Origin of the sequence: Peribacillus sp. TH14 (assembly GCF_016651145.1) — a bacterium.
GTDB classification, from domain to species: domain Bacteria; phylum Bacillota; class Bacilli; order Bacillales; family DSM-1321; genus Peribacillus; species Peribacillus butanolivorans.
In genome coordinates this window covers 2,985,261-3,011,672 of record NZ_JAEKEK010000001.1, presented here as the reverse complement: position 1 = coordinate 3,011,672, position 26,412 = coordinate 2,985,261, and the positions used below count along the sequence as shown (strand labels likewise).

Annotated in this window: 21 protein-coding genes and 3 pseudogenes; 3 read left to right on the top strand and 21 right to left on the bottom strand. The window is 37.7% G+C overall.

Annotated elements, in window-relative coordinates:
- Positions 1 to 10: 10 nt before the first annotated feature.
- From JFU50_RS14625 to JFU50_RS14615, 3 genes and pseudogenes are all read right to left on the bottom strand, one after another.
- Positions 11 to 1,204 (bottom strand): oxalate decarboxylase family bicupin, encoded by a 1,194-nt coding sequence (locus JFU50_RS14625; RefSeq protein ID WP_201223064.1) that lies wholly within the window; start codon positions 1,202 to 1,204, stop codon positions 11 to 13.
- A 737-nt stretch (positions 1,205 to 1,941) separates the two neighbouring features.
- Positions 1,942 to 2,226, bottom strand: a pseudogene (locus JFU50_RS14620) (group II intron maturase-specific domain-containing protein); the annotation flags it as partial.
- Positions 2,227 to 2,496: 270 nt separating this feature from the next.
- Positions 2,497 to 2,883 (bottom strand): DUF1259 domain-containing protein, encoded by a 387-nt coding sequence (locus JFU50_RS14615; protein WP_201223062.1) that lies wholly within the window; start codon positions 2,881 to 2,883, stop codon positions 2,497 to 2,499.
- A gap of 338 nt (positions 2,884 to 3,221) precedes the next feature.
- On the opposite strand from JFU50_RS14615, the gene JFU50_RS14610 reads away from it, so the two are divergent.
- The gene (locus JFU50_RS14610) at positions 3,222 to 3,671 is read left to right on the top strand and encodes an AraC family transcriptional regulator (RefSeq protein WP_201225087.1); all 450 of its coding nucleotides are present in this window, start codon (positions 3,222 to 3,224) and stop codon (positions 3,669 to 3,671) included.
- A 73-nt stretch (positions 3,672 to 3,744) separates the two neighbouring features.
- Here the strand turns inward: JFU50_RS14610 and JFU50_RS14605 are convergent, their stop codons facing one another.
- The 3 genes and pseudogenes from JFU50_RS14605 to JFU50_RS14595 all read right to left on the bottom strand — a co-directional run bounded on the left by JFU50_RS14605 (position 3,745) and on the right by JFU50_RS14595 (position 6,810).
- Positions 3,745 to 4,209 (bottom strand): DUF3291 domain-containing protein, encoded by a 465-nt coding sequence (locus JFU50_RS14605; protein ID WP_201223059.1) that lies wholly within the window; start codon positions 4,207 to 4,209, stop codon positions 3,745 to 3,747.
- 165 nt (positions 4,210 to 4,374) lie between these two features.
- Positions 4,375 to 5,130 carry an AAA family ATPase gene (locus JFU50_RS14600; RefSeq protein WP_201223057.1) on the bottom strand — a complete coding sequence of 252 codons (756 nt, stop codon included), beginning with the start codon at positions 5,128 to 5,130 and terminating at the stop codon, positions 4,375 to 4,377.
- Between the two features lie 316 nt (positions 5,131 to 5,446).
- Positions 5,447 to 6,810, bottom strand: a pseudogene (locus JFU50_RS14595) (aminotransferase-like domain-containing protein).
- 173 nt (positions 6,811 to 6,983) lie between these two features.
- On the opposite strand from JFU50_RS14595, the gene blaOXA reads away from it, so the two are divergent.
- Complete coding sequence (gene blaOXA, locus JFU50_RS14590; protein WP_201186673.1) at positions 6,984 to 7,778, top strand: class D beta-lactamase; 795 nt, start codon at positions 6,984 to 6,986, stop codon at positions 7,776 to 7,778.
- Between the two features lie 369 nt (positions 7,779 to 8,147).
- Here the strand turns inward: blaOXA and JFU50_RS14585 are convergent.
- The 4 genes and pseudogenes from JFU50_RS14585 to JFU50_RS14570 form a co-directional block, all read right to left on the bottom strand.
- Positions 8,148 to 8,719: pseudogene (locus JFU50_RS14585) on the bottom strand (response regulator).
- Positions 8,720 to 8,803: 84 nt separating this feature from the next.
- Positions 8,804 to 9,835: a fatty acid desaturase gene (locus tag JFU50_RS14580; protein WP_053347681.1), complete on the bottom strand. Its 1,032-nt coding sequence runs from the start codon at positions 9,833 to 9,835 to the stop codon at positions 8,804 to 8,806.
- A 405-nt stretch (positions 9,836 to 10,240) separates the two neighbouring features.
- Positions 10,241 to 11,671, bottom strand: coding sequence for an aspartate ammonia-lyase (aspA, locus tag JFU50_RS14575; RefSeq protein WP_053348174.1), 1,431 nt, complete (start codon positions 11,669 to 11,671; stop codon positions 10,241 to 10,243).
- A gap of 20 nt (positions 11,672 to 11,691) precedes the next feature.
- The gene (locus JFU50_RS14570; protein WP_053347682.1) at positions 11,692 to 12,681 is read right to left on the bottom strand and encodes an asparaginase; all 990 of its coding nucleotides are present in this window, start codon (positions 12,679 to 12,681) and stop codon (positions 11,692 to 11,694) included.
- Positions 12,682 to 12,900: 219 nt separating this feature from the next.
- Between JFU50_RS14570 and JFU50_RS14565 the strand changes: the two genes are divergently transcribed.
- Positions 12,901 to 13,299, top strand: coding sequence for a helix-turn-helix domain-containing protein (locus JFU50_RS14565; protein ID WP_201186675.1), 399 nt, complete (start codon positions 12,901 to 12,903; stop codon positions 13,297 to 13,299).
- A gap of 895 nt (positions 13,300 to 14,194) precedes the next feature.
- On the opposite strand, the gene JFU50_RS14560 is transcribed toward JFU50_RS14565, so the two are convergent.
- The 11 genes from JFU50_RS14560 to JFU50_RS14510 form a co-directional block, all read right to left on the bottom strand.
- Positions 14,195 to 14,986 carry an ABC transporter ATP-binding protein gene (locus JFU50_RS14560; RefSeq protein ID WP_057214114.1) on the bottom strand — a complete coding sequence of 264 codons (792 nt, stop codon included), beginning with the start codon at positions 14,984 to 14,986 and terminating at the stop codon, positions 14,195 to 14,197.
- A gap of 15 nt (positions 14,987 to 15,001) precedes the next feature.
- Positions 15,002 to 16,015, bottom strand: a complete 1,014-nt coding sequence (locus JFU50_RS14555) for a FecCD family ABC transporter permease (protein WP_201223053.1) — start codon at positions 16,013 to 16,015, stop codon at positions 15,002 to 15,004.
- The gene (locus JFU50_RS14550) at positions 16,012 to 17,016 is read right to left on the bottom strand and encodes a FecCD family ABC transporter permease (RefSeq protein ID WP_201223052.1); all 1,005 of its coding nucleotides are present in this window, start codon (positions 17,014 to 17,016) and stop codon (positions 16,012 to 16,014) included. The genes JFU50_RS14555 and JFU50_RS14550 overlap by 4 nt, the downstream gene beginning before the upstream one ends.
- A gap of 85 nt (positions 17,017 to 17,101) precedes the next feature.
- Positions 17,102 to 18,076, bottom strand: a complete 975-nt coding sequence (locus JFU50_RS14545; protein WP_201223051.1) for an ABC transporter substrate-binding protein — start codon at positions 18,074 to 18,076, stop codon at positions 17,102 to 17,104.
- A 408-nt stretch (positions 18,077 to 18,484) separates the two neighbouring features.
- Entirely contained in the window at positions 18,485 to 19,336 is an 852-nt protein-coding gene (locus JFU50_RS14540; RefSeq protein WP_201223050.1) for an HAD family hydrolase, read from the bottom strand.
- A 95-nt stretch (positions 19,337 to 19,431) separates the two neighbouring features.
- Positions 19,432 to 20,637: an IS200/IS605 family element RNA-guided endonuclease TnpB gene (gene tnpB, locus JFU50_RS14535; RefSeq protein ID WP_201223049.1), complete on the bottom strand. Its 1,206-nt coding sequence runs from the start codon at positions 20,635 to 20,637 to the stop codon at positions 19,432 to 19,434.
- Positions 20,638 to 20,886: 249 nt separating this feature from the next.
- Entirely contained in the window at positions 20,887 to 22,155 is a 1,269-nt protein-coding gene (locus tag JFU50_RS14530; protein ID WP_053347685.1) for a PTS ascorbate transporter subunit IIC, read from the bottom strand.
- A 30-nt stretch (positions 22,156 to 22,185) separates the two neighbouring features.
- Positions 22,186 to 22,452, bottom strand: a complete 267-nt coding sequence (locus JFU50_RS14525) for a PTS sugar transporter subunit IIB (protein ID WP_201223048.1) — start codon at positions 22,450 to 22,452, stop codon at positions 22,186 to 22,188.
- A gap of 17 nt (positions 22,453 to 22,469) precedes the next feature.
- The gene (locus JFU50_RS14520; protein WP_056520029.1) at positions 22,470 to 22,736 is read right to left on the bottom strand and encodes a PTS sugar transporter subunit IIB; all 267 of its coding nucleotides are present in this window, start codon (positions 22,734 to 22,736) and stop codon (positions 22,470 to 22,472) included.
- Complete coding sequence (locus JFU50_RS14515; RefSeq protein ID WP_201223047.1) at positions 22,733 to 24,799, bottom strand: BglG family transcription antiterminator; 2,067 nt, start codon at positions 24,797 to 24,799, stop codon at positions 22,733 to 22,735. The genes JFU50_RS14520 and JFU50_RS14515 overlap by 4 nt, the downstream gene beginning before the upstream one ends.
- Positions 24,800 to 25,040: 241 nt before the next feature.
- Positions 25,041 to 26,396 (bottom strand): DHA2 family efflux MFS transporter permease subunit, encoded by a 1,356-nt coding sequence (locus JFU50_RS14510; protein ID WP_201225086.1) that lies wholly within the window; start codon positions 26,394 to 26,396, stop codon positions 25,041 to 25,043.
- Positions 26,397 to 26,412 lie beyond the last annotated feature (16 nt).

Genomic DNA, 26,412 nt, shown 5'->3' with positions numbered 1-26,412 from the left:
CTACTCTTATCTACCTGTTTTTTGTATAGTAGGAAAACCCGGGATATTTCACAACTGGCCATTTCTCCTTGCGTAGAAAATCGAGCAATTCTGATCCAACATTTAAGTTGCTTTGAACTAATTCTTTAGGAGTCAGTGCCATCCATTGATTCAGCGACACATCTTCAAAGCGGTCGCTTTTGAACATCTCTAAAAACCATAATGTTTCTGTACCCGTGTTTTGAATATAGTGTCCAGTAGCAAAGGGTACATATCCGACATCACCAGCTCTATAATCAAATGTACGTGCTGCACCGTTTCCAGTAAATACAGTCATTCGCCCTTGTCCGGTAAGGTAATACTGCCACTCGTCGTTATTGGGATGCCAATGAAGTTCTCTCATTGCACCCGGTTCAATCTCAACGAGTGCTGCTGCGATTGTTTTTGAAATTGGAAAGTTGGAAGAATCCACAATTCGTACACTACCACCAGGCGTTTTGATTGGTGTTTGTTTCAACAGCTCGTGCTTAAAGGTAAAAGGGACTTCTCCGTAGGGTGACTGGACTTCTTGACTTTCCAGTGAACCTGGAACCTCCCCCTGATAGATATATACCTGTTCAGAAGGAATGGAGTTAAACGCACTCTCTGGTACTCCAAAATTGGCCGACAGAACATCTTTTGGAGTATGTGCAAACCAGTCGGAGATGGATAAGGTTGAAAGATCGGAAAAGTTTCCGTCATCGAAGACGAGCAGAAATTCGCAATGTTCCAACCCTTGAATCGAATGCGGGATACCTGGGGGAAAGTACCAAAGGTCACCAGGACCCACGTCGGCAATGAAATTTCGTCCATGTTGGTCAACCGAGGTTATACGTGCCCGTCCCAACAGCATATAAGACCATTCTGCCTGTTTATGCCAATGGAGTTCACGTACTCCTCCGGCCGTTAAGCTCATATTCACTCCAGCAAGAGTAGTCGCTATCGGAAGTTCCCTGGCGGTGATCTCCCGTGACCATCCCCCGTGATTTAATGTCATAGAAGTGTCTGAGAATGAGAATTTCAAGTTAGGAACTAAGCCTGCATCTGTAATAGGTGGGACGAGCATATTCGGATTTTGAATATCTCGCATAATATTACGCGGGCCAGAGTCAATCCCTCCAGCTCCATCACTTCGGATAGGTTGAGGCACGTTCCCACCCAATTGATTAATAGTTCGTTTATCCATCATTACACTCCTCATTTATGGGATTATTAAGGGAAAATTCTTTTTCATAGTGTATGACTTGGGCTTCAAATGGTTACTGTGCCTATTAATAAAAAATACAGGGGCATCCCTTAATGTAGAAATGCTCCCTTAGTTTAAAATTAATATTAGAAACCACTTCTAAAATTTTTGTTGTTCAACTAAACTGCTAGTTACTTGAATAAGAAAAGGGCTCTACTTCTAATTAAAGTAAAGCACCCGTTCGTTTAAGAAGAAAACTAAAAGAACAATTGCCCCAGTACCCTATAAACAAGATTGATAATATAAAAGTTGGTATTGAAATTAATATCTTATTTCGCAACCTAATATTCTCGAATTGTCTATATATCTTACTCACTACTCGGTAAACGATGATTATGATAGGTAAGCTTATACATATTGCTATTAAATCAACAGAAGTAAATGGTTTACCTATGTATTTATCAAGGGGAATGTTGATAACAAAAAGTGCTGAAAATAAGATGAATTGATAAATACAAAATCTTACATAATCCAAAGTTGATTACCTCTATTCGATGGCTATTAATATATCCTTTAAAGGATACTTTTACATTTAGTATATTTCATCAGGAAATTTTTTCCTCCCCCCCTTATTCAACTATCCTGCCCCTTTAGTTCCATAAATCGAGTAGGAGAAGGCGCCTAGCCTCCGACCTCTCACACCACCGTACGTACCGTTCGGTATACGGCGGTTCAGTTTAAGTCTGACGTAGTTTTGTATATCGTTCATATAGATTGACTAACCCTTGGTGGTGCCAATAAACATTATTAAGGGTTTTGTCTAGAATAGGACTATGCGCTATGCGCCAATAACCCTTTCTGCTATTTCCCCATTCATACGCTTTTCCAAATGGGACGCCTAATCCTTTGAGTTTCCTCACTCTCGTTCTTGGCAGTTTCCATTGTTTCCATAGGCACATCCTGAGTCTTCTTCGAATCCATGAATCTAAATTCTTCAATACGTTCGGAGTATCAATGGCCGCTTGCTTCCTTCAGATTCCACGTCACCATGGATACCCTTGCATTAAGTTAACCATTACTACTGCCTTCATGGTTCGGGACTCACACCCTATAGATTGCACCCATGCCGGGCGCACGAAAAAGCCTGTCTTAAAGACAGCTTCGATCTTCAGCTAACGCACCCGTTAGTTCAACAAAACTGGGTTTTACTGTGTATTATGTTCGTTAAAATCAGTTTATAGCTGCTTTTCTGCCTTTTATGACAGCTCCGGTTTACCACTAGTAGAAATCCATTAGTTCCTTAACGCTTTTCTGACTTTCCTTGCAAAAACTAATGGGTCATCAACAGCTTCAATATTAACGTAAATCAAATTCGGATTATCAAAAAGCCACTCATTGTGTATGGATGAAACTATTATTCCTTGTTTAAGAATGGAAGCAACAAAATTCTCAACTTCTTTTTGCAAGAGTGCTACCCTACCTAGGCACAATGCTTGTCCAGTCTTATTATCTCTTGATTCAAATGAGAAAGAAGAGGTCACTCTAAAACGTTTTCCTAAAATTTTTGCTTTTATTTCATTTCGATTTATGGTTGTCACACATTTTCCACCCGCAAATCCTTCTTGGCCGCCGATAATTCTTGCAAACTCTTGACAAATTAATTCATCATTAGATGTCATCTATTCATCTCCTCCCTAGTATTAATAGGATATGAATTAATGAATAGAGCCGAAACGGATATGCATCTATTTTGAAATATAAATTATGAAAATTATTCATATCTTATTCAAACTATCCTGCTCCCGTTAGTTCCATAAGAAAAGCGATTCTTATTAAAGAATCGCGCCCGATTATTGAAGATTGATAGTGATGTAAAGCACCCTTTAGCCGAAGAAACAAAACTATTATTTAACAATTTTTTCAAAAAAATTTAAAAAATAAAATGTATATATTTTTAAAGCATGCTACATTCAAAATGTATCAAACAAATATAAACAAAGAAAGGAAGAAAGAATTTATGAAATTTAAAGTCAAAACACTTCCAAACTATCGTATCGCTTATGTGCGACGAGTTGGTCCATATGGTCCTGAAAATATTGAAGTAATGGAGAAGTTAAAAGTATGGGCTAGGGAGAAAAATCTTCTTAAATCGGCAATCCTACTTGCAATTCCACAAGATAACCCTGAGACAACACTTCCTGAAAACTGTAGGTTTGATGCTTGTATTGTGATTTCAAAGGATTCTCAAATGGATGATTCAATTTGCGAAAGTGAACTTTCTGGTGGAAAATACCTTATTTACGAAATCAAACATACAGCAGAAGATATTCAAAAAGCATATGCTGAAATTTTTCCATCTATACAAAGCTCTGGATATCAAATTGATAACAAACCCATCTTGGAAAGATACACTGGTGATATGATTAATAACCCTTATTGCGAAATATGCGTACCAGTAAAACCTTAATAGTTGATTAGCTTTTTTCTAGTTTGATAACTTTATCAATGGATAATTTCCCAATTAATAAAGGGTAACCCTGCTACTTAATCAAGAACGTCTCTCCTTTTTCATCAAATGCATGCTTAAAATCAAATGCAAAAGGAGTGGGACCATGCTGAATATAATAGTTATATCTCTTGAATGCCTCCTCCCATGAGACATCCGTCTCCTTTTCTGTCCACCAAACTACATAAGAAAGGTGTTTCTCTGGATATGGCTCGATCCATCTGCTTCTATCTCGTAATGCTTGCATATGCTGTCCTGAATAGGTAAAGCGATATAAGGATTGAAGGCTTCTCCATACAGTTAGTGTGAGAATAGGAGAACCCTTTCCCTTTACGGTTTCGTCTGGGAAAGGGACTCCTTCAGGTGAAAACGCCTCTATAAGTCCTGATTTAGTTGCCTGACGATATACTTCATTTCCCACTTGAAAAAATTCACGAGAGGCAGGGTGGTCATAGGGGTGGTTTAGCCTACCAACAGTATAGATTGAAACTAATGCCATAAATAGCCCTCCATCTATAGTCTTTTCCTAGATATATTCAAGTGAAAATGTGAAAATTCCTTCTTCAGCTAACCTACCCCTTTAGTTGCATAAGAAAGAGGTCACCTCAGCAACCTCCCTTATTGTAGTAATGCACCCGTTAGTAGAAGAACACTTGAGCTACACTTATTGGAATAGATGATGAAGCAACCGATCTTTATCTTCAAAAAACTGTTTCATTAATAAATAGTGATTGGACTCCTCTAAAGTTACTTTACTCAATCCACCCTCTTTTATTTCAATAATTTTAGCATCTGGATAGGCCATAATTATCGGAGAATGGGTGGAAATGATAAACTGGGACCCTTGATTAACAAGTTCATTTATTCTGGCTAACATCGATATTTGTCTCAGTGGTGACAAAGCTGCTTCAGGCTCATCGAGGATGTACAGACCATTGCCTTGAAATCGTTCTATAAAAGCTGAAAAAAAAGATTCACCATGAGATTGTTGGTGAAGTGATTTTCCTCCAAAGGAATCTATAATTTTTCGACCACTCGATGGCGCCTTGTCTAATTCCTCTATATTTGTAGCTAAATTATAAAAGGTTTCCGCCCTAAAGAAAAAACTATCCTTCGGCTTATATACCCCCTTTTTTAAACGGAGATATTGCTCTAAATTTGAGTGTGAATCATAACTGGAGAAGTTAAAATTTAGAGTTCCACCTTCTGGGTTAAATCCAAATGCAATAGCAATCCCTTCAAGCAAGGTTGACTTCCCCATTCCATTTTCACCTATAATATAAGTAACATTGGGATGAAAAGTTAATTCTTGCATGTGCTTAATTACAGGTAGATTAAGTGGGAAATTTTCATATGAGGAAATTTGATCTCTTTTAAGGTAGGTACCCCTGATAAACTGTGAATCATGATAAAGCTTCATTATTAATCACCTCGTGTCAAATACAATTCTTTAGCTATAACCATATAAACTTCTAGGAACCTTTACGACAAATAAAGCGAGCTTCATATGTATCATTATAATAAAGTATAGCAGATCTATTTACACTATATTCCCTTAATATAAAGTGTAATCTCCCGTTTCTCAGAATTTTATAGAGGTTTAATTTAGCTAGTTATCTTCTATTCTTTAGAGTTATTCTGCTTACTAAGACATGTGCTTCACCATTCCCAGAAACAGATTCTAAATTAGGTTCTTTGAATTAATTAGTTGTCACCTAGTCATATTTTACATAAATTCACATAGACATGTTTCTCTGTTTAAGAAGTTTCCTAATAGATTCGGCAATTTTTTGTACACCAATACTGATAGAATCATCTTCAATTTGAGAAACACTAAGTCGAATAACATTTTCTTTTTTACATTCTGGCATGTACATTTTTCCAACATCGTCCACATACACACTTTCCATCATTAAATGTTCAATGAGATGTTTAGCTTTTAGAGGATAAGGTAATTCAATGGTTGAATAAAAACCCGATAATGAACCGGAAAAAGAAGCAGAAGAAGGCAGATGATCTCTATAGGCTGTTTGTAATAGCCTTCCTTTGTTTCTATACATCTCCCTCATTTTTTTTATATGTGCATGAAACATTCCATTTTTGAAGTAAATTTCTAGAGCACCCTGTGTAAGAACAGGGGTATGTAAATCTGCAGCAAATTTGGCCTGCAAAAATACTTCTTTCATCGAGTCAGGTATGACTGTCAGGCCCGCCTCAAACCAGGAAGTAATATCTTAGAAAAGCTTTTTGTATAGATAACCCTTCCTGATGTATCATAGGCAAACATCGGGTCCTGCTTCAAATTGAAATCAAGATCTCCCATATAATCATCTTCAACGATATAGACATCATATTGTTGTGCCAATTCCACAATCTTCTTTTTTTCAGCATTCGAATAACTGTAACCAGTTGGATTATGAAACCTTGAAGTTATGTAAAAGAACTTGATGCTATTCTTTTTAAATATTTGTTCCAAATCATGCAAATCTATCCCAGTTTTCGTTACCTCTATTCCATAAACAACAGCATTCTGATGTTTTAGAGATTCAATGAATCCAGTATGTGTTGGCTGTTCAATGCAAATATTATTCTTTCCGTTAGGAAATGGAAGTGAGACAAAAAGATGAAGGGCTTGTTGAGATCCAGTTACAACAAATATTCTTTCGGGTACGGTAAAAACCTGGAGGTCCTGTAAATGCTTCGCTAGCTCTAAACGAAGCGAACGCAATCCTTGAATCTCTGAATAGGAAAACATTTCTTCTTTATATAAATCAATCGCCTGGTTGATGCAATGTTTAAAGTCAAGATATGGCATTGAATGTTTATCGGGACCTGCAGACAAAAAATCTATTTTCTCATTCTCTATGTGACCCTTTTGGCGAAGAGAGTAGTCCTCGACAACATAATAACCACTCTTGGGAACAGAATAGATTAAATGTCTATTCTCCATTTCCTGGTACGCCTTGATCACACTGTTTTTACTGCAAGAGAGCTCGTCCGATAAAGCCCTGATAGAAGGCAGCTTGCTCCCTGTCACCAATGAACCTTGAGCTAGCCGATGATTAATGACCTCGATAATCTCCTCGTATATCCTCACCATTTTTCCCTTCCCTTCTAATCTGTATGGGCACAGCATAAGAAAAACATCGTTTAGTTTCTCAACGGAAATAAGTATACTTTAGCTATCAAATCTTGTTAACTATTTTTGATTGCAGTAATGAAGGCCTGCATTGCTGCTGATCCATCAATCCATGACTTTAAGGAGAGTGTGAAATGAAAACCCTAAAGGTATTTCTAATGCTTATTGTACTCCAATTTAGTGGTTCAATGAGCAGCATTCAAGTAAGTGCAAACAACCAGAAGGTGAAAGTACTGCAAGTTGGGGAATCGTTCGATGGGGTACAAGGGACAACCGTAATACAAAACATTAAAACTGATAAGGTATATATCTATAACAAAAAGAGAAGTAAAGTGCGCTTTACTCCAGAATCGACTTTTAAAGTGCCAAATGCATTAATCGGCTTACAGACAAAAGCCGTACATGATGAATATGAAGTGAAGCGCTGGGATGGTGTACTTAGGGAATTTGAGGATTGGAACAGGGATCATACCCTGGCTTCAGGCATGAGACATTCAGTGATCTGGTATTATCAAGAAATGGCCCGAGATATTGGTGCAGAGGATATGCAGAAATACGTGAATCGAATCAATTATGGTAACAGGGATATATCCGGTGGGATTGATCATTTCTGGCTTGACAGCAGCATAAAAATATCTGCCCAAGAACAAGCTCGTTTTATGGAGAACCTCGTAGAAGAAAAACTACCCTTTGATAAACAGCATATGAGAACAGTAAAGAGAATCATGATTAATGAAGAAGCAGACTCATATGTTCTCCACGGAAAAACAGGTACACGCCTTTCCGATCTGGGATTAGGCTGGTATGTAGGTTACATCGAAACAGACAAAGGGAAATGGGTCTTTGCAACGAACATTAACGGAAGCGGAAGCAAAGCAAAGACGATTACAGTAGATGTTCTGAAAGAGTTGAAAATTATTAACGAATAAACCTTCACGTATGCTTCTAATTAGATTTTACAATATGAGGAAAAATTAAAAGGAACCGATTGATTCAGGTTCCTTTTAATTTCCTTTATGTTCTGCCTTCTCTTAGACTGATATTCCAACCAAAACAGAAACCTTTTTCATATTACCTAAGCTACAACAATTTTACATAAGTGTATGTATGGCAATGAATGACACATTAAGCAAAGTGTTGGTCAGCATACTTGCGGTTTTTTGAAGGATTTCGACCCGTGACTCTTCTCCTTCAGTCATAAAAAAACAAAAACTCCTTTCCACAATAGAAAAAGAGTTCAAAAAGAATTTTTAATCTATTACAACATAAATCTCACAAGTAGATTCCTGAGAAGTTGTTTATTTTTGGGTGAAGTTAATAATTTCTAACCGGTTGGTAATTTCATTTTATCTTTGATTGTTGATAAATATTTTCTTACAGTCCCAATTGTGTTACCTTGCTGATTAGAGGGTTCAATTGTGGTTTGAGCATCGGCCAACAGTCCTAACACTCCCATATCCTGTTCATTATTGTTGGAAGCATGATCTATAAGTTCGGGGGAGTAAATTCGCTTTCCATCCATTATACTGCGAATCGAACAGGCTAACTCGTCGCTTGGGCTGTCCTTCAATAAATATCCTCTTACATTAGCTTTTAACGCACGTTGAAAATAACCATTTTTCCTGAAAGTTGTTAAAATAATTACTTTGAAATCAAATGGCTTTAAAGCTTCTGCTGCCTCAAGTCCACTCTTTTCAGGCATTTCTATATCCATGATACAAACATCCGGCTGTAATTGGTGCACAAGTGTAAGTGCCTCTTCTCCATTACGCGCTTGCCCGACAACTTCAATATCATCTTCAAAATTAAGTAGGGAACTCATTGCCTCTAACAGCATTTCCTGATCCTCTGCAATTACAATTCGAATCATTTAAGTTCTCTCCTTACCGGGCAGTTTTATATTAATCAAAGACTCCCCCTATAATCAAGGGGAGTCTGTCCATAAATGGTGCAGTTAAATCTCAGATTTCACTTTAGCAGAAACACTTTTTTCCGCTACATATCTTAAATCTTTGAAGCCAATAAAATTCTTATTTTCCTCATCCCACAGGCGGAAACGGATTGACCGTAAACTTGTAGCAAGAGTAATCGTTGGTACGTTCTTTAAAGGAAGGGTATTATTATGTGCCTCTTCTAGTTTATAGTTAGGTACCCTTGGACTTAAATGGTGCACATGATGGTATCCGATATTACCAGTAAGGAATTGCATCAGTTTTGGAAGCTTATAAAAAGAACTTCCTTCCACTGCTGCTTTTACATATTCCCATTCCTTATCTTCTTCAAAATAAGAATCCTCAAATGTGTGCTGTACGTAAAACAGCCAAATGCCTACTGAACCTGATATTAAGAATATGGAACCTTGTACTAAAAGAACCGACTGCCAACCAACTGCCAAGCAAAGTAATCCTACTAAAACAACGATTAGTACATTCGTCAAATAGGTATTCATTTTTTCCTTCTTTCGAGCACCTTTTCGGTTAAATCTATTTTTAAGAAGGAAAACATAAATTGGACCTATTCCGAACATTACCAATGGATTGCGATAAAAACGATAGGCTAAACGTAGTTTAAGTGGTGCTGCCAAATATTCATCCACCGTAAGTGTCCAAATATCTCCCGTACCTCGCTTATCTAAATTACCACTTGTAGCGTGATGAACAGAATGCTCATGCCCCCACTGATCAAACGGGAATAACGTTAAAACACCCATAGCTGTCCCCACTATTCTATTGATACGGCGGCTTTTAAAAAATGAATGATGGGTACAATCATGAAAAATAATGAAAATTCGTGTCAAGAAGCCAGCAGCTATCACGGCTGGAACTAATGCTAGCCAATAAGAAACGGAAAGGCTTATATATGTTAAGTACCATAAGATAATAAATGGCCCCAACGTATTGATAATCTGCCATATACTTTCCTTTGTGGTTGATTGTTCAAAAGGAGCAACTTGTTTTCTCAAGTTTTTAGTATTTTGTATGGTCATTATTCAAATGCACTTCCTTTTGTTTTTGTTGTTAATTCATATTATAAAGGAAAGAAAATGACATTGTTAGTACCTGGTGTCATGACTAGCATATGACAAATGTCATGTACAAGTTAAATTTATACTACACTTGCCTATGATATTTCCCTAAATTTCTGAACAAAGGACGTAATATCAGAAACATCCTAGTTTCCTTAGCCTTTAATTCTAGGAGTAGTCAATGCGTTTCTATGGGGTCTTGGTAGAATGCTGCCCCCAAAATAGCTTCTAAATCTAAAAAAAGTTAGCCTTCACTAAAGGCTAACTCAAAAGTTCAAATTAAGAATAAAAAAATCAAGAACTATGCCTTTAACCTTTAGGGCATAATAGGCATAGTTCTTCCAATAAAAATTCTATATATTAAAGTTATTCTCGATCGAAAAGAGAAGCACCCGCAATACCAGGCTTTGTCATCTCATAAGGGTTTAGAATTAAATCTAATTCTTCTTCTGTTAACACATCATACTGTAAGCAAAGTTCGCGAACTGATTTGCCTTTTAAAATCGCTTCACGTGCAATACGTGAAACCACTTCGTAACCAAGGTGCGGGTTGACTGCTGTAATCACTCCAACACTTTGTTCGACATAATCTTTTAAATGTTGCTCATTCGCTTCAATACCTTCTAAACAATAATCTGTAAAGACATTGAATGCATTATTCATAATGCTAATTGATTGCAATAAATTGAATACAAGTACAGGCTCCATTACGTTTAATTCTAATTGTCCTGCTTCTGATGCTAAGCAAATCGTATTATCATTCCCAATTACTTGGAAAGCAACTTGATTAATTAATTCTGGCATTACTGGATTTACTTTTCCTGGCATTATTGATGAACCTGGTTGACGTGCCGGAAGCGAGATTTCACCTAACCCAGCTCTTGGCCCTGATGCCATCAAACGTAAATCATTAGCAATTTTAGACATATTCATCATACATACTTTCAATGCAGCTGACACTTCAGTATAGGCATCCGTATTTTGTGTTGCATCTACTAAATGTTCTGCACCTACAAGTGGCAATTCACTAATTTCAGCTAAATAAGTAACAACATTTTCGATATAACGTGGATCTGCATTTAATCCAGTTCCAACAGCTGTTGCTCCCATATTCACTTCATATAAATGCTGACGTGATTGACTAATTCTTTTTATATCTCGTTCTAGCACGCGACTATATGCTTCAAATTCTTGGCCGAGACGAATTGGCACTGCATCCTGAAGATGTGTACGGCCCATTTTGATAACATGATCAAATTGTTTTGCTTTTGCCTTTAATACTGACGCCATCTTTGTCATTGTTTTTATTAACTGCTCTAATAGTCGTAGTGTTGATAAATGAATAGCAGTTGGAAATACGTCATTGGTTGACTGCGACATGTTAACGTGGCTGTTTGGACTAACTTTTGCATAGTCACCTTTTTCGTGCCCCATTAATTCTAACGCTCTGTTCGCAACGATTTCATTGATATTCATATTCATCGATGTACCCGCGCCACCTTGAATTGGATCAACGATGAAATATTCATGCCATTTTCCATCAATCACTTCATCTGAAGCTTTAACGATAACGCTTCCAATTCCTTCATACAAACGTTTTGTGTCCATATTTGCTAAAGCGGCTGCTTTTTTTATCATGGCTAGTGCACGAATCATTTCTTCATTGACTTTGTAACCGGTAATCGGAAAATTTTCTACAGCGCGCATAGTTTGTATTCCATAATAAACATCTGCTGGTATTTCCTTTTCACCTAGAAAGTCTTTCTCAATTCGGCATGTTCTCTCGTCTATCATCATTTCCCCTGCTCCCCCATGTTTCAAAATGTAATATCTTCTGCAATTGGTGTTTCCATCATTTCCTTCACCTTTTGTGGATCCTGTGTCTTGCCTAATACCCACATCAATTTAGGAACGATGGCTTCTGTATTCATATTTCTGGAACGAATGATTACATTCTGATTTACTTTACGCCCCACTTCGTATATATCCATATCCTCCCCTTCCTCTAAACATTGAGTAGTAATGACAACAGATATTCCACACTCTGCCAATTCATTCAATTTCTCCAAAATGTTTCTTCCGTGAAATGGAATACCGCCGCTTCCATAACTTTCTATTACAATCCCCTGATATTCGTTTTTCAGAAAATCAAAGAATTCTGGCTTAATTCCAGGATGTAACTTTACCAAAGCAACATCTGTACAAAGGGAAGTATCTAATTTAACTTCCTTATTCTTTGATAAATGAACAGACTTATTATACTCTATTTTATCTTTATATATAGTAGCAACATAAGGGTAATTAATACTTTCAAACGAGTCATAGCTTTTCGTTCTCAATTTAATGGCCCTTGTTCCCTGAATGACTCTACCATCAAAAACTACATATACTCCTCCGATCCCTTCACAAGCAAACCGAATTGCGTCCGAGATATTTCTTTTGGCATCTGTTTTTTTAAAGGCAATTGGGATTTGAGACCCTGTAACCACAATTGGTTTCTCTACATCTTGTAACATATATGAGAGCGCAGCTGAAGTGTAGGCCATTGTATCTGTCCCATGGGTGATTACAAAGCCATCGTAATCATGGTAGTGTTCATGGATGGATTTTGCCATTTCAGACCAATATTCCGGTTGCATATTTGTACTATCAATATTCATCAAAGGCTTACTATCAATCTGACAGAGTAAATCTAAACCCGGTAGATGACCTAAAATTTCATCAGCTTTCATCTCTGGAACCAGTCCATTTTTCCCTTCTAACGAAGCAATTGTACCACCAGTCGTGAGAAGCATCAACCTCTTCATAATTATACCTCCTCTATAACTTACCTATATCGGTATTTACAATTACTATAAGTATAACGACAGAAATAAATGCATTTTTCATTAAAATTCGCGTTCCGCGAACGCTATTTGTATTATAATTTTATAAAAGAGGGAAATCAAGCAAAATATTATTCGCTTCGCGTACATTTTATATTATTATAATGGTATAAGAATAAGAAAAAGAAGGAGTACTGGAAAATGATATTAAACAGAATTATCTCATTAAGAAAGAAAAAAAGATGGTCATTGCAATACACCGCTGATCGACTCGGGATTGCCAAGAGTACATATGCAGGTTACGAGTCCGGATATCGTCGTCCATCATTAGAATCTATTAAGTCAATGGCTGATTTATTTGATACTTCGATTGACTACATTCTAGGTAGAGTTGAACATTCAACTTTTCTGCCTAAAGAGATTTCCACAGAGTCCGTTCAATTCATGGAATTAACGGATCCCTTAAATTTGGAGCTGGCTGTCGATGGAATATCTCTTTCTGAAGAGGAAATGATACAATTTATTGCTTTTATTAGAGCTAAGCGAGAATTGGAAAGAAACTGCTATAAACAATATGTGACAAGAGATTCATTGGGCTAAGGCCGTAATGGATTCTTAATCAACCTCAAATTTTTTCAACAAAATAAATAGATATAACCAAAATACAGAATATTCTAATCATAGAAATTCAACTTTAAGTATGATTATATAATCCCATTAACTGAGATTATTTTGTTTTTGCTATCTGTTTATTTTCGCTCCAGAACCACAAAATAATTATTTCCCTAAAAGTTTATCATCAGGAACAGTAGGTGGTTTATTTGAATATTTCAAGCTGAACCACCGTAAACAGTGGTTTTGCTTGAAGAAGCCCCTTTTTGTTGGTTATATTATCAAAAAGATTAGAAAATCTTTGGAATCAAATAGAAATGGTTGCAATTGATGAGCATGATTCTTAAGATCACTTGGTGAAATGCTGCCTTTTGCAAAGGATTCTTTTTGACAAGTTTCTTCTATTGTATGATGATTTTTTTAAGATTCCTTGTCATATTCCCTAGCCAACTTATAAATAGTCTGATCATTTAATGAATTAAGTTATCCACTCTCTATAACAGAACATTACAATTTCTGAATTTCGATTTTCTCCATTTCTTTCTTCCTCTTCTTTGAAACACGTTCACGGCCTGATATCCAAATCCCCATCAAGATTACTGTCCAAATAAACCTAGAAAAATTGCCCCCTTATCATCAAACAGAAAGAACCCATTTTGAAATAGAGCTAATCAAAATAGGTTCTGTACTTACATATAAGATTGTGATTTTTATCCATCTTCTTTTAGAAGTCCCATGAGTAAAACGCGGAAAAGATACCTGGACTTCATTGGTGAAAAAATTTTAAATAATCGTTCGTGTAAACTTCATAAGCTGGCAATTTTATGGAAACTGAGAATCTATGTTTCTAAGGAGTAGATTTTGCACCAGAACCAAAATACTTTTAATTATCTTGAGATAAACCAATTGGAATACAAAGTGGCGTTTGATCAACAGGGTTCTCAATAATACAACAATCTAGTCCAAAGACATCCTTAATCATATCTTTTGTAAACACTGTTTCAGGATGTCCCTCTTTATAGATTTTTCCCTTAACAATGCTAATTAGATGATCAGCATACTGTGCGGCTTGATTTAGATCATGTAAAACCATGACAATCGTACGCCCATAAGTTACATTTAAATCTCGTAGTAATTCTAATATTTCAATTTGGTGTGCTAAATCTAGATACGTTGTCGGTTCATCTAACAGTAAAAGATCCGTATCTTGTACCAAAGCCATTGAAATCCACGCTCTTTGCCTTTGTCCTCCAGATAGTGCATCCAATGTACGATCAGCAAAATCAGTCATTTTTGTTGCAGATAACGCACGGTCTACAATAGCATGATCTTCTGGAGTTTGTCTGGAAAATAAGCCTTTATGTGGATGCCTCCCATAATAGCATAGCTCTTTAACAGTTATATCTTCAGGAGCTTCCGGAGCTTGGGGTAAAATAGCCAATTTCTTTGCAACTTCCTTGGAAGATTGATGATGAATAGCTTTTCCATCTAAATAGATCGTACCTTGTTGCGGTATTAATAATCTAGCTAGAGACCGTAAAATAGTAGATTTGCCACAACCATTAGAACCAATGATAATACTGATCTTACCTTCAGGAATTTCTAAATCGATATTATCCAGGATTTGAGTTGTTCCATAAGAGAGAGAAAGATTCTCTGCCGATAATGTTGTCATAATCTCCCGCCTTCCTTATGCTTTTTTTCGTTCACGACGTAATAGATATAAAAAATATGGCACCCCAATCACAGCTGTGATTATTCCGGCGGGTATTTCTACTGGAGGAAACAATCCTCTTCCTAGGCTATCAGCAACGAGTAGAAAGATAGAACCAAAGAGAGCTGAAGCAGGAAGTAAAACCTTAAATTTAGATCCTACTACTCTTCGAGCAATATGAGGGGCAATTAAACCAATAAACCCGATAGAACCAACTGCAGCAACACATACTCCAATTAAAATTACAGAAACACTTAGTAATATAAATCGTAGAATTTTTGATCTTTCACCGAGACCTGTAGCTATATCGTCTCCAAGGCTCAGTACATCCAATTTAGAAGTTAATCCAATTAATACCGGGACAAGAATAAGACATGGAAGCAATATAAATACTTGATCCCATCCTCTTCCCCATAGACTGCCTGTCAACCACAAGAGTGTCGTATTCACATCATCTGGGAACTTGACCATAAAATACTCAATGCCTGCTTGACATATTGCCCCTAGAGCAATTCCCACCAAAGCTATTGTATTTGGTTGAGCTCCTTTTTTATAAACAAATATCATCAAAATTGCCGCCATGATAGCCGCTCCGATAAAAGCTGAAAGGGGTAGAATGATAATTGGCGATTTTGGAAATAAAACAATTACTATAACCGCTGCCAATCCTGCCCCTTTTGTTACCCCAATCACATCAGGAGAAGCCAATGGATTTCGAAGAACACCTTGCAGAATAGCTCCAGCTGTTGCCAATCCCGCACCTACTATCACAGCAATCAAAATACGAGGTATTCGGTAGTTGTGCAGAATAAACGTCTGACTTTGAATGCCATCTCCTAATAAATTTTGTATAATTTCTAAAGGTGAAATATAAATGGCCCCTAACCCTAGACTCACCATTGATAAAATTAGCGTCGTTACCATCAGCAGAAGGAGAATTGAATAAGGGTACACATTTGGTTTCAACACAAACCTTTGTTTTAGTTTCATTGTTTAATATTCCTGCCTCTCTTCGCTAAGTAAAGGAAGAATGGCGCACCGATTATAGCTGTTACAATTCCTACCGGCGACTCAAAAGGATAGGCGATAAACCGAGCGAGAATATCTGCATAAACTAAGAGTAAAGCGCCGAATAATGCAGAAAAAGGGATGATTCTTCGATAATCTCCCCCCACTAGTCTCCTAACAATATGAGGAATAATCAATCCAATAAAGCCCACTGGGCCTGCGACTGCCACCGAAGATCCTGCCAAGATAATTACCAATATCCCTGCTAAAATGCGGATTCGATACACCCGTTGCCCAAGTCCTTGCGCCATATTTTCTCCTAATACAAGGATAGAAACAGATCGAGAGAACAATACAGCAACAAATAGCCCGGAAAGAGACCATGGAAGAATCACGTTAACATGCGTCCATGTTTTTCCATTAATAGATCCTACTAACCAATAGAGCACATCTTTCGCTTGTTCATTAAAGATAATCATACCTTGCGTTAAAGAAGATAAAAAAAAGTGAACAGCCATTCCGGCCAATGCCAGCTTTACTTGTGTCATTCCTCCTCCCGAAGCAAAAGAATAGACTGCCATTCCTCCCACTGCTGCACCAATAAATGCAATGCAAACTAGAGAGACAGAAGAGAGGTTAGGAAAAAAAACAAAAGATGTCACAATAAAAAATGAGGCACCGGCATTAACACCAAATACTTGTGGAGAAGCTAATGAATTCCGGGTAATAGCCTGCATAAGAGCACCCGCCACCGCTAAATTAGCACCGACTAATGCTCCAACTAAAGCTCGAGGTAAACGAAGAGTCCTTATAATAGTCTGTTCTTTAGACGAGTCCACCTCAAAAAAGGACTTCAAAACCATTGCTACATCTATATCAGCTGCTCCCACAGAAATACTTGTTATAACTCCTAAAATTAACAAAACTATTCCAGCTATAGCCGTACAATACACTTTCATTTTACTTCTAACTACAGTATCCATTGACTATACAACACACTTCCTAACAAAATTTATAACTAATAGAAAGAGAAGTAAGAATTAGATCTCTTACTTCGCTTTTGTTCCTTTATTTTTCATCTAGCATTTTTAAAGTGTCTTTAGCAATAGCCTCCGCGGATACAACACCACGGTATCTCGTCCATAAATCTCGATCAACACTATAAACTTGTCCGTTTTTTACAGCCTTTAGGTCTTTCCAAAGAGGATTGTCCTTCCACTCATCAGTAAGTAACTTACCCTCATTGTTCGCTAAAAGTAGCACATCTGGATTAATCTCGACAAGCTGCTCTAGATTCATCTCAGCATGTGGTTGTTCTTGCTGAATAGCATTTTTCAATCCCAGACGTTCAAGCAATTCTCCATCATAAGAAGAAGAAGTATGAGCCTGGAATGAAGTATCTCGAACAACTGCAGGTAAAACCGTCATATTTGAATTAACATTAAGCTTTGATTTAAGTTCCTTAATCGTTTTTTCATGCTCACTTAACCTTTTTTCTGCGGCCTCTTCCTGATTTACTGCTTTTGCAATCGATTTAAAAGAATCCAAGTTTTCTTGATATGTAGATTCCCGACTTTTTAAGATAACGGTAGGAGCAATCTTCTGTAAATCTTTATAAATACCTTTATGTCGCTCAGCATCTGCAATAATTAAATCCGGCTTTAAAGAACTAATAACCTCTAAATTAGGCTGTTCACGTGTTCCTACAGAAGTATAATCTATTTCTTTACCTACAAGTTTTGTAATCATATCTTTTTTGTTGTCATCTGAAATTCCAATAGGGTTTATTCCTAGAGCATTTAAAGAATCAACGAAAGATAACTCAAGTGTAACGATTTTTGTAGGAGTATTTTGAATTTCTGTTTCTCCCATTTCATGCTTAATTGTTCTTATTTCTTGATTTTTTGTTTCGGCAGAATTCTGTTTCTTCTCTGCTTCTGTCGTTTTTTGAGAGGTATTACATCCTGTTAACAACATCATAATAGTAAATAACAGGATTAATATTCCCCCTCCAAATGTTCTTACTTTATTAAATCCTCGCATTTTTTGCACCCCTTCTGTCTTCTATACCTATTTAACTAATTCTCCAACGAGATAATCATAATTGAAAATGATTATCATTACTGTTGTTATGATAAAGTCAGAGATTGATACCGTCAATATTAAAAAAGTTTTGTGATTAAAAATCATTATGACCATTAAGACAACCTACATGCATTTTATCGTTTACAGTTTTAACCACTGATTCGTGACGTAAACCGGTTAGATTATAAAAGAAAGGATTAGGCAAGGCTTGAAGTAGACCTGGAAATTCCGTAAAAAACCCTAACTAAAAGAGATAGTTAGGGTTTTTAAAGTTTACATAAGTCAGATTGATAGACACATATTATATGAGAAATAAGAGAATAGATGAACGTTATGGGTACTTCCTCTACAGCAAGGGGTTCTTTCTTAAGGTAATTGAAACATTTTCTTCAAAAAGCGATACAAGCCATCTTCTCTATAAGAATACTCTGTCACTTCATCGGCTTGTTCTTTGACAAGGTCAGTGGCATTTTTCATGGCCGTACAATGCCCAGCGAGTTTAAATAGAGGGAGGTCATTTTCTCCATCGCCTACTGCCAGGATATTTTCCGGTGCTAGCTGGAAATGCTTCAGTAATATTTGAACGCCTGTTGCTTTTGAGACACCTTCCACAGTCACTTCCACGTTGTGATGCGTAGAAGAAGCAGTCGTAAAAGCATTATACTGCTTGATCTTTTCCAAATCTGCTTTCCATTTCCGAATGACATTCATTTCATTGCTGAAAAAGTAGATTTTGGCGACACTTTTTATATCTAATTGTTCTGACCAGTGGATTTTCCCATCTATTGCATCCTGTCTTGATAGCCATTCATTTTCTTCGACTGTTGCAGGCTTGGGCCCCAAACCCTGTTTAACCATAAAGACTTTATCTTTAAGTAATGCCATCCGTGATCCGTCGTTCGGATGAACTTCGTAATAAATCTCTCCCTCTCCTGCTTTGGCGACCAATTCTTCCACAAGTTCAGGCGACAGAGTGTGTTCGACAATCTGCTTCTTTCCAATAAATGCAGACATTCCATTCGCAGTTACCATTCCATCCACTTTCAAATCAGCCGGCAAAACGTCTCTTACTTCTTTTAACGTTCTTCCCGTTGCAATAAAAATCAACTTTCCACTTTCTCTAAGTTCGATTAAGTAATTTTTCAGTGTCTCATTCACCGTATTCATTTCATTCAGTGTCGTGCCATCCAAATCTAGTACAATTACTTTATAATCCATACCATCACCTCTTGAACTACCCACCACTTATCGACCTTATGGTCTGATTGAAGTGGGGGATTCCTAAGAACATTAGCCTATCGGCCAATTTTTAATTAGGCTACTCCCGTAGTTCCTACGGTTAGAAGCCTTATGGCTTCATTCATTAGATTGAGTCCTGCGTTAATATCTCGATCGTGGTGAGTAGAACAAAAAGGACAATCCCATTCACGAAGATTCAGATGTTTAACGTCTTTATTTTGGTAACCGCAGCTAGAACACAATTGGCTAGAAGCAAACGTTTTAGATACGGTCACGATTTGTTTACCATACCATTTTGCTTTGTATTTCAACATTTTTTTGAATTGGTACCAAGATACTTCACTAATAGCTTTAGCTAGTTTGTGACTTTTCATTATATTCGACACTTGAAAGTTTTCCATTCCAATAACATCGTGGTTTTTGATGATTTCGGTAGAAACTTTATGTAAGTAATCCATTCGGGCATTTGAAATTTTTTCGTGTAGGATAGCCACTTTTCGTTTTTGTTTTTGATAGTTTTTGGCTTCAGTCAATGGTTTATTTTGATTCAAGGCTATTTCTTGTCGCCTTGAAAGAATCCGTTGTGCTTTGGCCAATTTTTTTTCGACCGTCCGGAAGAATTTTGGGTTTTGATAGACCGTACCATCTGAAAGAATAGCAAAGTTCTTCAAACCAACATCTACACCGCACGAACGATTCGTTTTAGGAAGTACTTGTACATTGGTTTCGGCTAAAACGGAAATGAAATATTTACCCGAAGGGTTCCGCCTGATTGTGGCATTGATGATTCGCCCTTCGACTTCGCGGCTTTTAGCAAAACGAACTAGACCGAGTTTTGGCAATTTGATTTTGTTTCCAATTATTCCGATATTTCCATTCGTATGTTTAGTCGTGTAGGACTGGATAGGATTCTTTTTCGATTTGAAGCGTGGTGACCTGTTTTGCTTTTTATAATATCGACTATAGGAATCTGCTAGATTTTCCACCGATTTCTGTAAGGCAATACTGTCTACTTCTTTCAGGAAAGAATACTCTTTCTTTAAAGCTGGAAGTTCTTTGATTGTTGCGTATTTATTCAGAAAAGAACCTTTCCATTCATTAGAGGGTAATTGGCCGTTCTGCTTCATTTCTTCACAGATATACCAGTAGGCATCTTTCTCCTTTTGTTTGCCTAAAAAGAAGTTATAGACAAAACGGGAGCAGCCGATCGTTTTATTGATTAGAACTAATTGTTCTTTAGTTGGATAGATTCGAAATTTATAAGCTTTGTTTACGACCATTGGTTTCACCCCCTTATAGTTATTATTAACCAAGGAACATACGTTTGTCAAAAGATTACTTTGGCATATGCCAACCGGCCATTCATCTCCCCCTTACCGTTGGGCTCTCGCCCTTCACACGCTTGAAGAGGGAGTCTTCTGGCGGGAAATGATAAATTTCTATTATGTAATAAAAATGCCAACAGCCTACTATCTATAAGATCTTAGGCTGTTGGCAGATATATGATTTTTTCCTTATTCAATATCAGATTAAGATAATCCTAATAGTTTCATAATACTTAGAATTAAGAGACCAACCACACCGAAGTCTGAATCACCAAATGTGGTACCTTCAAACCCTACATCTCCTAAGAAGACCAAGAGAACCGCCGGCAGAAAACTAATAATGATTCCGTTGGCAAATGATCCTAGCATCGCTCCACGTCGGCCACCCGTAGCATTTCCAAATACACCGGCAGCTGCCCCGGTAAAGAAATGTGGTACGAGCCCTGGAACGATAACTTTTAATCCTATTGCCGGAAGAAGGAACATGGATAATAGTCCAGCTAAAAAACTGAATAAGAACCCGATGATCACTGCGTTTGGAGCAAATGGAAAGATGGTTGGACAATCTAACGCTGGCTTTGTATCAGGTGCCACTTTATCCGCAATCCCTTTGAAGGCAGGAACGATTTCAGCAATTAACATCCGTACCCCCGCAAGAATGATGTACACACCGGCCGCAAATGTAATGGCCTGGATGAATGAAAATACGATGAAGTTAGAACCACCGGATAGTTTCGTTTCAATATAGTCTTGACCCGCAAACAACGCAACAATCACAAAGAACAATGTCATCGTTAATGATACAGCGACTGAAGTGTCCCTTAAAAATCCTAAAGATTTAGGAACCTTAATCTGCTCCGTCGTCTTTTCCTTATTTCCAAACCATTTTCCAACAGTAGCGGAAACAAAATACCCGATCGTTCCAAAGTGGCCGATGGCAAAATCATCGCTTCCGGTAATCTTCCGTACGTATGGTTGAAGGATAGCAGGGAACAACACCATGCATACCCCTAATATAATAGAACCGACCAGGATAAGCGGAACACCGTTAAGCCCTCCGACCGACAGGGTCACCGCAATTAAACAAGCCATAAATAATGTATGATGGCCAGTTAAAAATATATATTTAAATGGCGTGAAACGAGCTAGTAAAACATTGACAACCATACCAAATACCATAATAAGTGCAGTCGAAGTACCAAAATCACTTTGTGCTGCTGCGACAATGGCCTCGTTATTTGGTATGACGCCTTGAACATTGAACGCATGATCGAACATTTGACTGAATATATCAAGGGCGCCAACAAGTACTGTCGCTCCCGCTCCAATGATAATGAAGCCCATAACTGTTTTTAGCGTTCCGGATACAACATCAGCACTGGACTTTCGCTGTAACAGCAAGCCAATGAGAGCAAACAGCCCTACTAGTATGGAAGGTGTACCTAAGATGTCATTCATGATAAGTTCCAGCATTGCCTCTCCCCCTCTTCATTCTGTTTTAAATTACAGATGTGACGCTAATTTCGATGTAATTTCAGGAATGCTCATCATGTTTTCCAGGGTAACAATCGTACGAGTCCCATCATCAAGCTGACCTACAATATCCGCTGCTCCAAGGAAAATATCCGCCTGTACCGTTTTTGCGGATGTTAGATCTGTATGATCTACCTCCGCCGTTTTTCGCATTTCCGTTAATGCCTTTTTCACATTCATCTCCATAATGAAACTGCTGCCTAATCCGTTCCCGCACACTACCATGATTTTCTTCATATCAATCTCTCCTTTTTTTATCCTAAATGCGACTCTAATTTAGATTTGATTTCAGGAATGCTCATCATATTTTCAAGCGTAACGATTGTTCGGGTTCCATCATCTAGCTGGCCTACAATATCCGCTGCTCCAAGGAAAATATCCGCTTGCACTGTTTTTGCAGATGTAAGGTCTGTATGATCTACCTCCGCTGTTTTTCCCATTTCCGTTAATGCTTTTTTCACATTCATTTCCATTATGAAACTGCTGCCTAATCCGTTTCCGCACACTACCATGATTTTCATTCCGCTTCCTCCTTTGAATATTTATGAACATACTCCATAAGTACAGATTTATCTGCAGTCTGTAAAATCTCCTCAATATTAGCTGGTTCATTCAATAATTGAGTGAGCTGAATTAATGCCCGCAAATGCGAATCGTTATCTACAGCTGCCAAAACAATAATCAGCCGGACCGGTTTATTTGGTGCGAAGTCCACAGGTTCGTCCAATTTCAATAGACTCATGGATAAAGAGCGAACTCCCTGCTCCGGACGCGCATGAGGTATGGCCACTCCAGGCGTGATGACCACATATGGGCCATTCGTTTCGATAGCCTCAATCATGGCTTCCACATATCGCTCTTCGACAGTTCCTAAATCCACGAGAGGCTTGGCCGCGACTTGAATGGCTTCTTTCCAATTTGAAACATGCGACTTTAATTGAATCGTTTGTATGTTGAGTAATTCTTCTAACACAGGCTTCTCTGCCTCCTTTAAAGAAAATTGGGTTACTTTTGGTGTGTGATTATACACATTTGATTGAAGTGCCTTTTCAAGCTGATCCGGTTCATGAATGGTTGCATACTTGGAAATGACTTTTAATAATGCGGCACCATCTACATTGTCCGTCGTATACCCATACAATTCCTGCATGACTTGCTGACGCAGCTTATGTTTGTCCTGCATTTCTAAAATAGGCGGTACAACAAATAAAGTTGCTTTTGTTCTCATATGCACCGTTGAAAAAACAAGATCGTACGACAGTTGATACTCAGCGGCATTTCGAACAGACAAAACATCCAGAAACAAAATATCCGGAAACAATTCTCTCAATGTATAAATGAGAATATTGCTGATTCCTATACCATTCGGGCATACAACAATCGCTCTTTTTCGATCATCCAATGTTGTCCCTTGCTTGCGCAGCCATCCGCCAAAATAAATAGTAAAGTATGCTATTTCTTCTTCAGATACTGAACGGCCAATCTCTTTTTCTAATAACCATAGAGATTTTTTGGTCAGATGATGCAGTTCAGGATAGACCTTCTGCACCCGTTCTGTCATCAGATTCATTTGTGGGAGCCCATATTTTAGACGATGATAAGCCGGTTTAAAATGAACGTACAATTGTTGGCATAGCTGTTCTTTATCATGTAAATGAACAAAAGCCAATCTCTCAAACTCTTCCACAATCTCCTGCAAAAGATGTTGAATGACTTCATCATCCTTAAGAGGGGAAATATCCTTCGTTCTATTCATACTTAGTAAATGTAAGGTTGCGTATAAATTTTCCGTTTCGCTCCATATTGATTGAAAAGCATCGGTTTTGGTCATTTCCTCAACCATTTTATATTCTTCAGTTGTAACAAAAGGCGCCCAGCTCTGATCAGATTGTAATTCTTCTCCTTTTCCAATGAGCTGATCTGTACATAAAAACAAATATGTCAGTTCATAAAGCCGCTCATCCGTAAAGGTAATGCCCAATTTACGCTCGATTCTTTCAAGCTGTAACCGGATTGAGCTTATTTGTTTTTCTTGATTTCCCCATATGCACTCCAAGATCAATTCACTATTTGGGCTGTTCAGTACATCATGTACGAGATGTTCGATGATATATCTCTTTAATCGACTTTCACCCTTCATCACGTAACCATCTTGTTTGGAATACTGGATCTTAAGCGCTATGTTCTTGTTTTTCTCCTTAAGCCGCTTTAAATCTTTCAACACAGTATTTCGAGAAAGCCCTGTGATCGATTGGAAATGATAGACCGATAATTCTTCCTGGCTTAGTAAAATCATGAGGTAAAATACTTTTTCTCTATCTGTCTCTGAAAATATATAATTGCGTTTTGTCAGTTTTACGTTCAATTCTTCATCTCTGATGTTTCCAGAAAAGGAATAGCCTGTTTCACGATTATATTGAATGGGCTGATATCCTTGAAATTGGAGCCAGTCATTCGCTTTATTCAGGCCATATTGTATTTGCCTTCTTGTCAGACCGGTTTGTGCTTCAAGTTCTTTCATTTTTGAAATGGGCGAATGCTGTAATAGTTTTAGTAAATTGGCGCTTCTTTCATCTAAAAACATTCTCTTATCCCTCTCCCTGCTTCTACGATATCTTACTTCTTATTGAAAATGAATCGTTTCTAAGTCCGATTGTTGTCACATGGACTGCACAACAATATACTCTATAAACATTTGTGCACATTATGGCTCATGAATAAATACTACTACGTTAGAGAAAGAAGCGTTTATATAAAATAAAAAACAGATCACCTACTAGACGGTGATCTGTTTTTTTAAGCTTATATAATACTTTGAGCATATGTTACTTCGGTTTTTTCATGAACAATGAAAGTACCACATTCACGATGGCGAAAATTAAACTAATTTTAAATACAAGTGATGAACCTGAGGCAGCAGCTGCCGGTAAATCATTTGCCACATCAGTCAAGTAGCCATTTTGCTTCGCTGAGAATAGCGAAACCATGACCGCTATACCAATTGCCCCTGCTACTTGTTGAGAGGTTTGCGTAATCGCAATACCATCTGGATAGAATTGTTTTGGCAATGCATTCAATGTATTCGTTTGTACTGAAGCAAGTACCATACCAATACCAAGCATCATCACGATATGCGTAACAACCATAATCCATAGTGCTGTTTCTGTACCATACATTCCATATAGCCCGTAGCCAATGACAACGAGAATCGTTCCTGGTGTAATCACGGCACGAGGTCCATATTTATCAAATAGCCGCCCGATTATTGGGGCAAAAACGCAGTTTAATAGACTACCAGGCAGCATAATCAGCCCAGTGGCGAACGCAGATACCAATAAAGCCATTTGCATATACATTGGTAACACAACCAGCATCGATAACATGTTAAGGAACGTAATCATGTTCATCGCAAGACCAAGTACAAATAGTGGGTACTTGAAAGCTTTTAAATTCAACATTGGGTTTTCCATCTTCGTTTGTCGAATTGCAAAGAGAATCAGGGCGATCAACCCAACGATGATCGTGCCAAATACCGTCGTACTCGTCCAACCGTGATCCCCGCCTACACTTACACCGTATACAACTCCTCCAAAACCAATCGTCGATAACACAACTGACAGGATATCGATTGATACTTGTCGAGTTTCATTGACATTCGGAATATAGAAATAGCCAAAGATAAGGGAGAATAATAAGAACGGAATCGTAATCCAAAATATCCAATGCCATGATAACGTATCTAAAATCATCCCTGCCAATGTAGGACCGAATGCCGGACCTGCCAAAATGACTAAGCCCATCACACCCATTGCCCCACCACGTTTATTCGGTGGAAAAATCGTAAAAATGACATTTTGCGTCAATGGCAAAATAATCGCCAGTCCAGCTGCTTGAATGACACGTGCTGTCAATAACACGCTAAAAGCCGGTGCTACTGCAGCGAGAACCGTTCCGATGATTGAAAAAAATAAAGACGCCATGAACATTTGGCGTGTTGTGAATTTTTGCATTAAAATTCCTGTTACCGGCACTAAAATACCAAGCGTTAAAAAGTAGCCTGTTGCAAGCCACTGTATTGTCGTCGCATCCACGCCAAAAATTTGGCTTAATTCACCTAAGGCGATATTCAATGCGGTTTCACTAAATAGCCCAACAAAGCCTGCTACCAAAAGAGCAGCCATTATGGGTCCTGTTTTA

Bases quoted from the DNA above. Each gene is read 5' to 3' on its own strand.
- JFU50_RS14625 (WP_201223064.1), bottom strand. From the start codon at position 1,204: ATGGATAAACGAACTATTAATCAATTGGGTGGGAACGTGCCTCAACCT.
- JFU50_RS14615 (WP_201223062.1), bottom strand. From the start codon at position 2,883: ATGACATCTAATGATGAATTAATTTGTCAAGAGTTTGCAAGAATTATC.
- JFU50_RS14610 (WP_201225087.1), top strand. From the start codon at position 3,222: ATGAAATTTAAAGTCAAAACACTTCCAAACTATCGTATCGCTTATGTG.
- JFU50_RS14605 (WP_201223059.1), bottom strand. From the start codon at position 4,209: ATGGCATTAGTTTCAATCTATACTGTTGGTAGGCTAAACCACCCCTAT.
- JFU50_RS14600 (WP_201223057.1), bottom strand. From the start codon at position 5,130: ATGAAGCTTTATCATGATTCACAGTTTATCAGGGGTACCTACCTTAAA.
- blaOXA (WP_201186673.1), top strand. From the start codon at position 6,984: ATGAAAACCCTAAAGGTATTTCTAATGCTTATTGTACTCCAATTTAGT.
- JFU50_RS14580 (WP_053347681.1), bottom strand. From the start codon at position 9,835: ATGACCATACAAAATACTAAAAACTTGAGAAAACAAGTTGCTCCTTTT.
- aspA (WP_053348174.1), bottom strand. From the start codon at position 11,671: ATGATGATAGACGAGAGAACATGCCGAATTGAGAAAGACTTTCTAGGT.
- JFU50_RS14570 (WP_053347682.1), bottom strand. From the start codon at position 12,681: ATGAAGAGGTTGATGCTTCTCACGACTGGTGGTACAATTGCTTCGTTA.
- JFU50_RS14565 (WP_201186675.1), top strand. From the start codon at position 12,901: ATGATATTAAACAGAATTATCTCATTAAGAAAGAAAAAAAGATGGTCA.
- JFU50_RS14560 (WP_057214114.1), bottom strand. From the start codon at position 14,986: ATGACAACATTATCGGCAGAGAATCTTTCTCTCTCTTATGGAACAACT.
- JFU50_RS14555 (WP_201223053.1), bottom strand. From the start codon at position 16,015: ATGAAACTAAAACAAAGGTTTGTGTTGAAACCAAATGTGTACCCTTAT.
- JFU50_RS14550 (WP_201223052.1), bottom strand. From the start codon at position 17,016: ATGGATACTGTAGTTAGAAGTAAAATGAAAGTGTATTGTACGGCTATA.
- JFU50_RS14545 (WP_201223051.1), bottom strand. From the start codon at position 18,076: ATGCGAGGATTTAATAAAGTAAGAACATTTGGAGGGGGAATATTAATC.
- JFU50_RS14540 (WP_201223050.1), bottom strand. From the start codon at position 19,336: ATGGATTATAAAGTAATTGTACTAGATTTGGATGGCACGACACTGAAT.
- tnpB (WP_201223049.1), bottom strand. From the start codon at position 20,637: ATGGTCGTAAACAAAGCTTATAAATTTCGAATCTATCCAACTAAAGAA.
- JFU50_RS14530 (WP_053347685.1), bottom strand. From the start codon at position 22,155: ATGCTGGAACTTATCATGAATGACATCTTAGGTACACCTTCCATACTA.
- JFU50_RS14525 (WP_201223048.1), bottom strand. From the start codon at position 22,452: ATGAAGAAAATCATGGTAGTGTGCGGGAACGGATTAGGCAGCAGTTTC.
- JFU50_RS14520 (WP_056520029.1), bottom strand. From the start codon at position 22,736: ATGAAAATCATGGTAGTGTGCGGAAACGGATTAGGCAGCAGTTTCATA.
- JFU50_RS14515 (WP_201223047.1), bottom strand. From the start codon at position 24,799: ATGTTTTTAGATGAAAGAAGCGCCAATTTACTAAAACTATTACAGCAT.
- JFU50_RS14510 (WP_201225086.1), bottom strand. From the start codon at position 26,396: ATGGCTGCTCTTTTGGTAGCAGGCTTTGTTGGGCTATTTAGTGAAACC.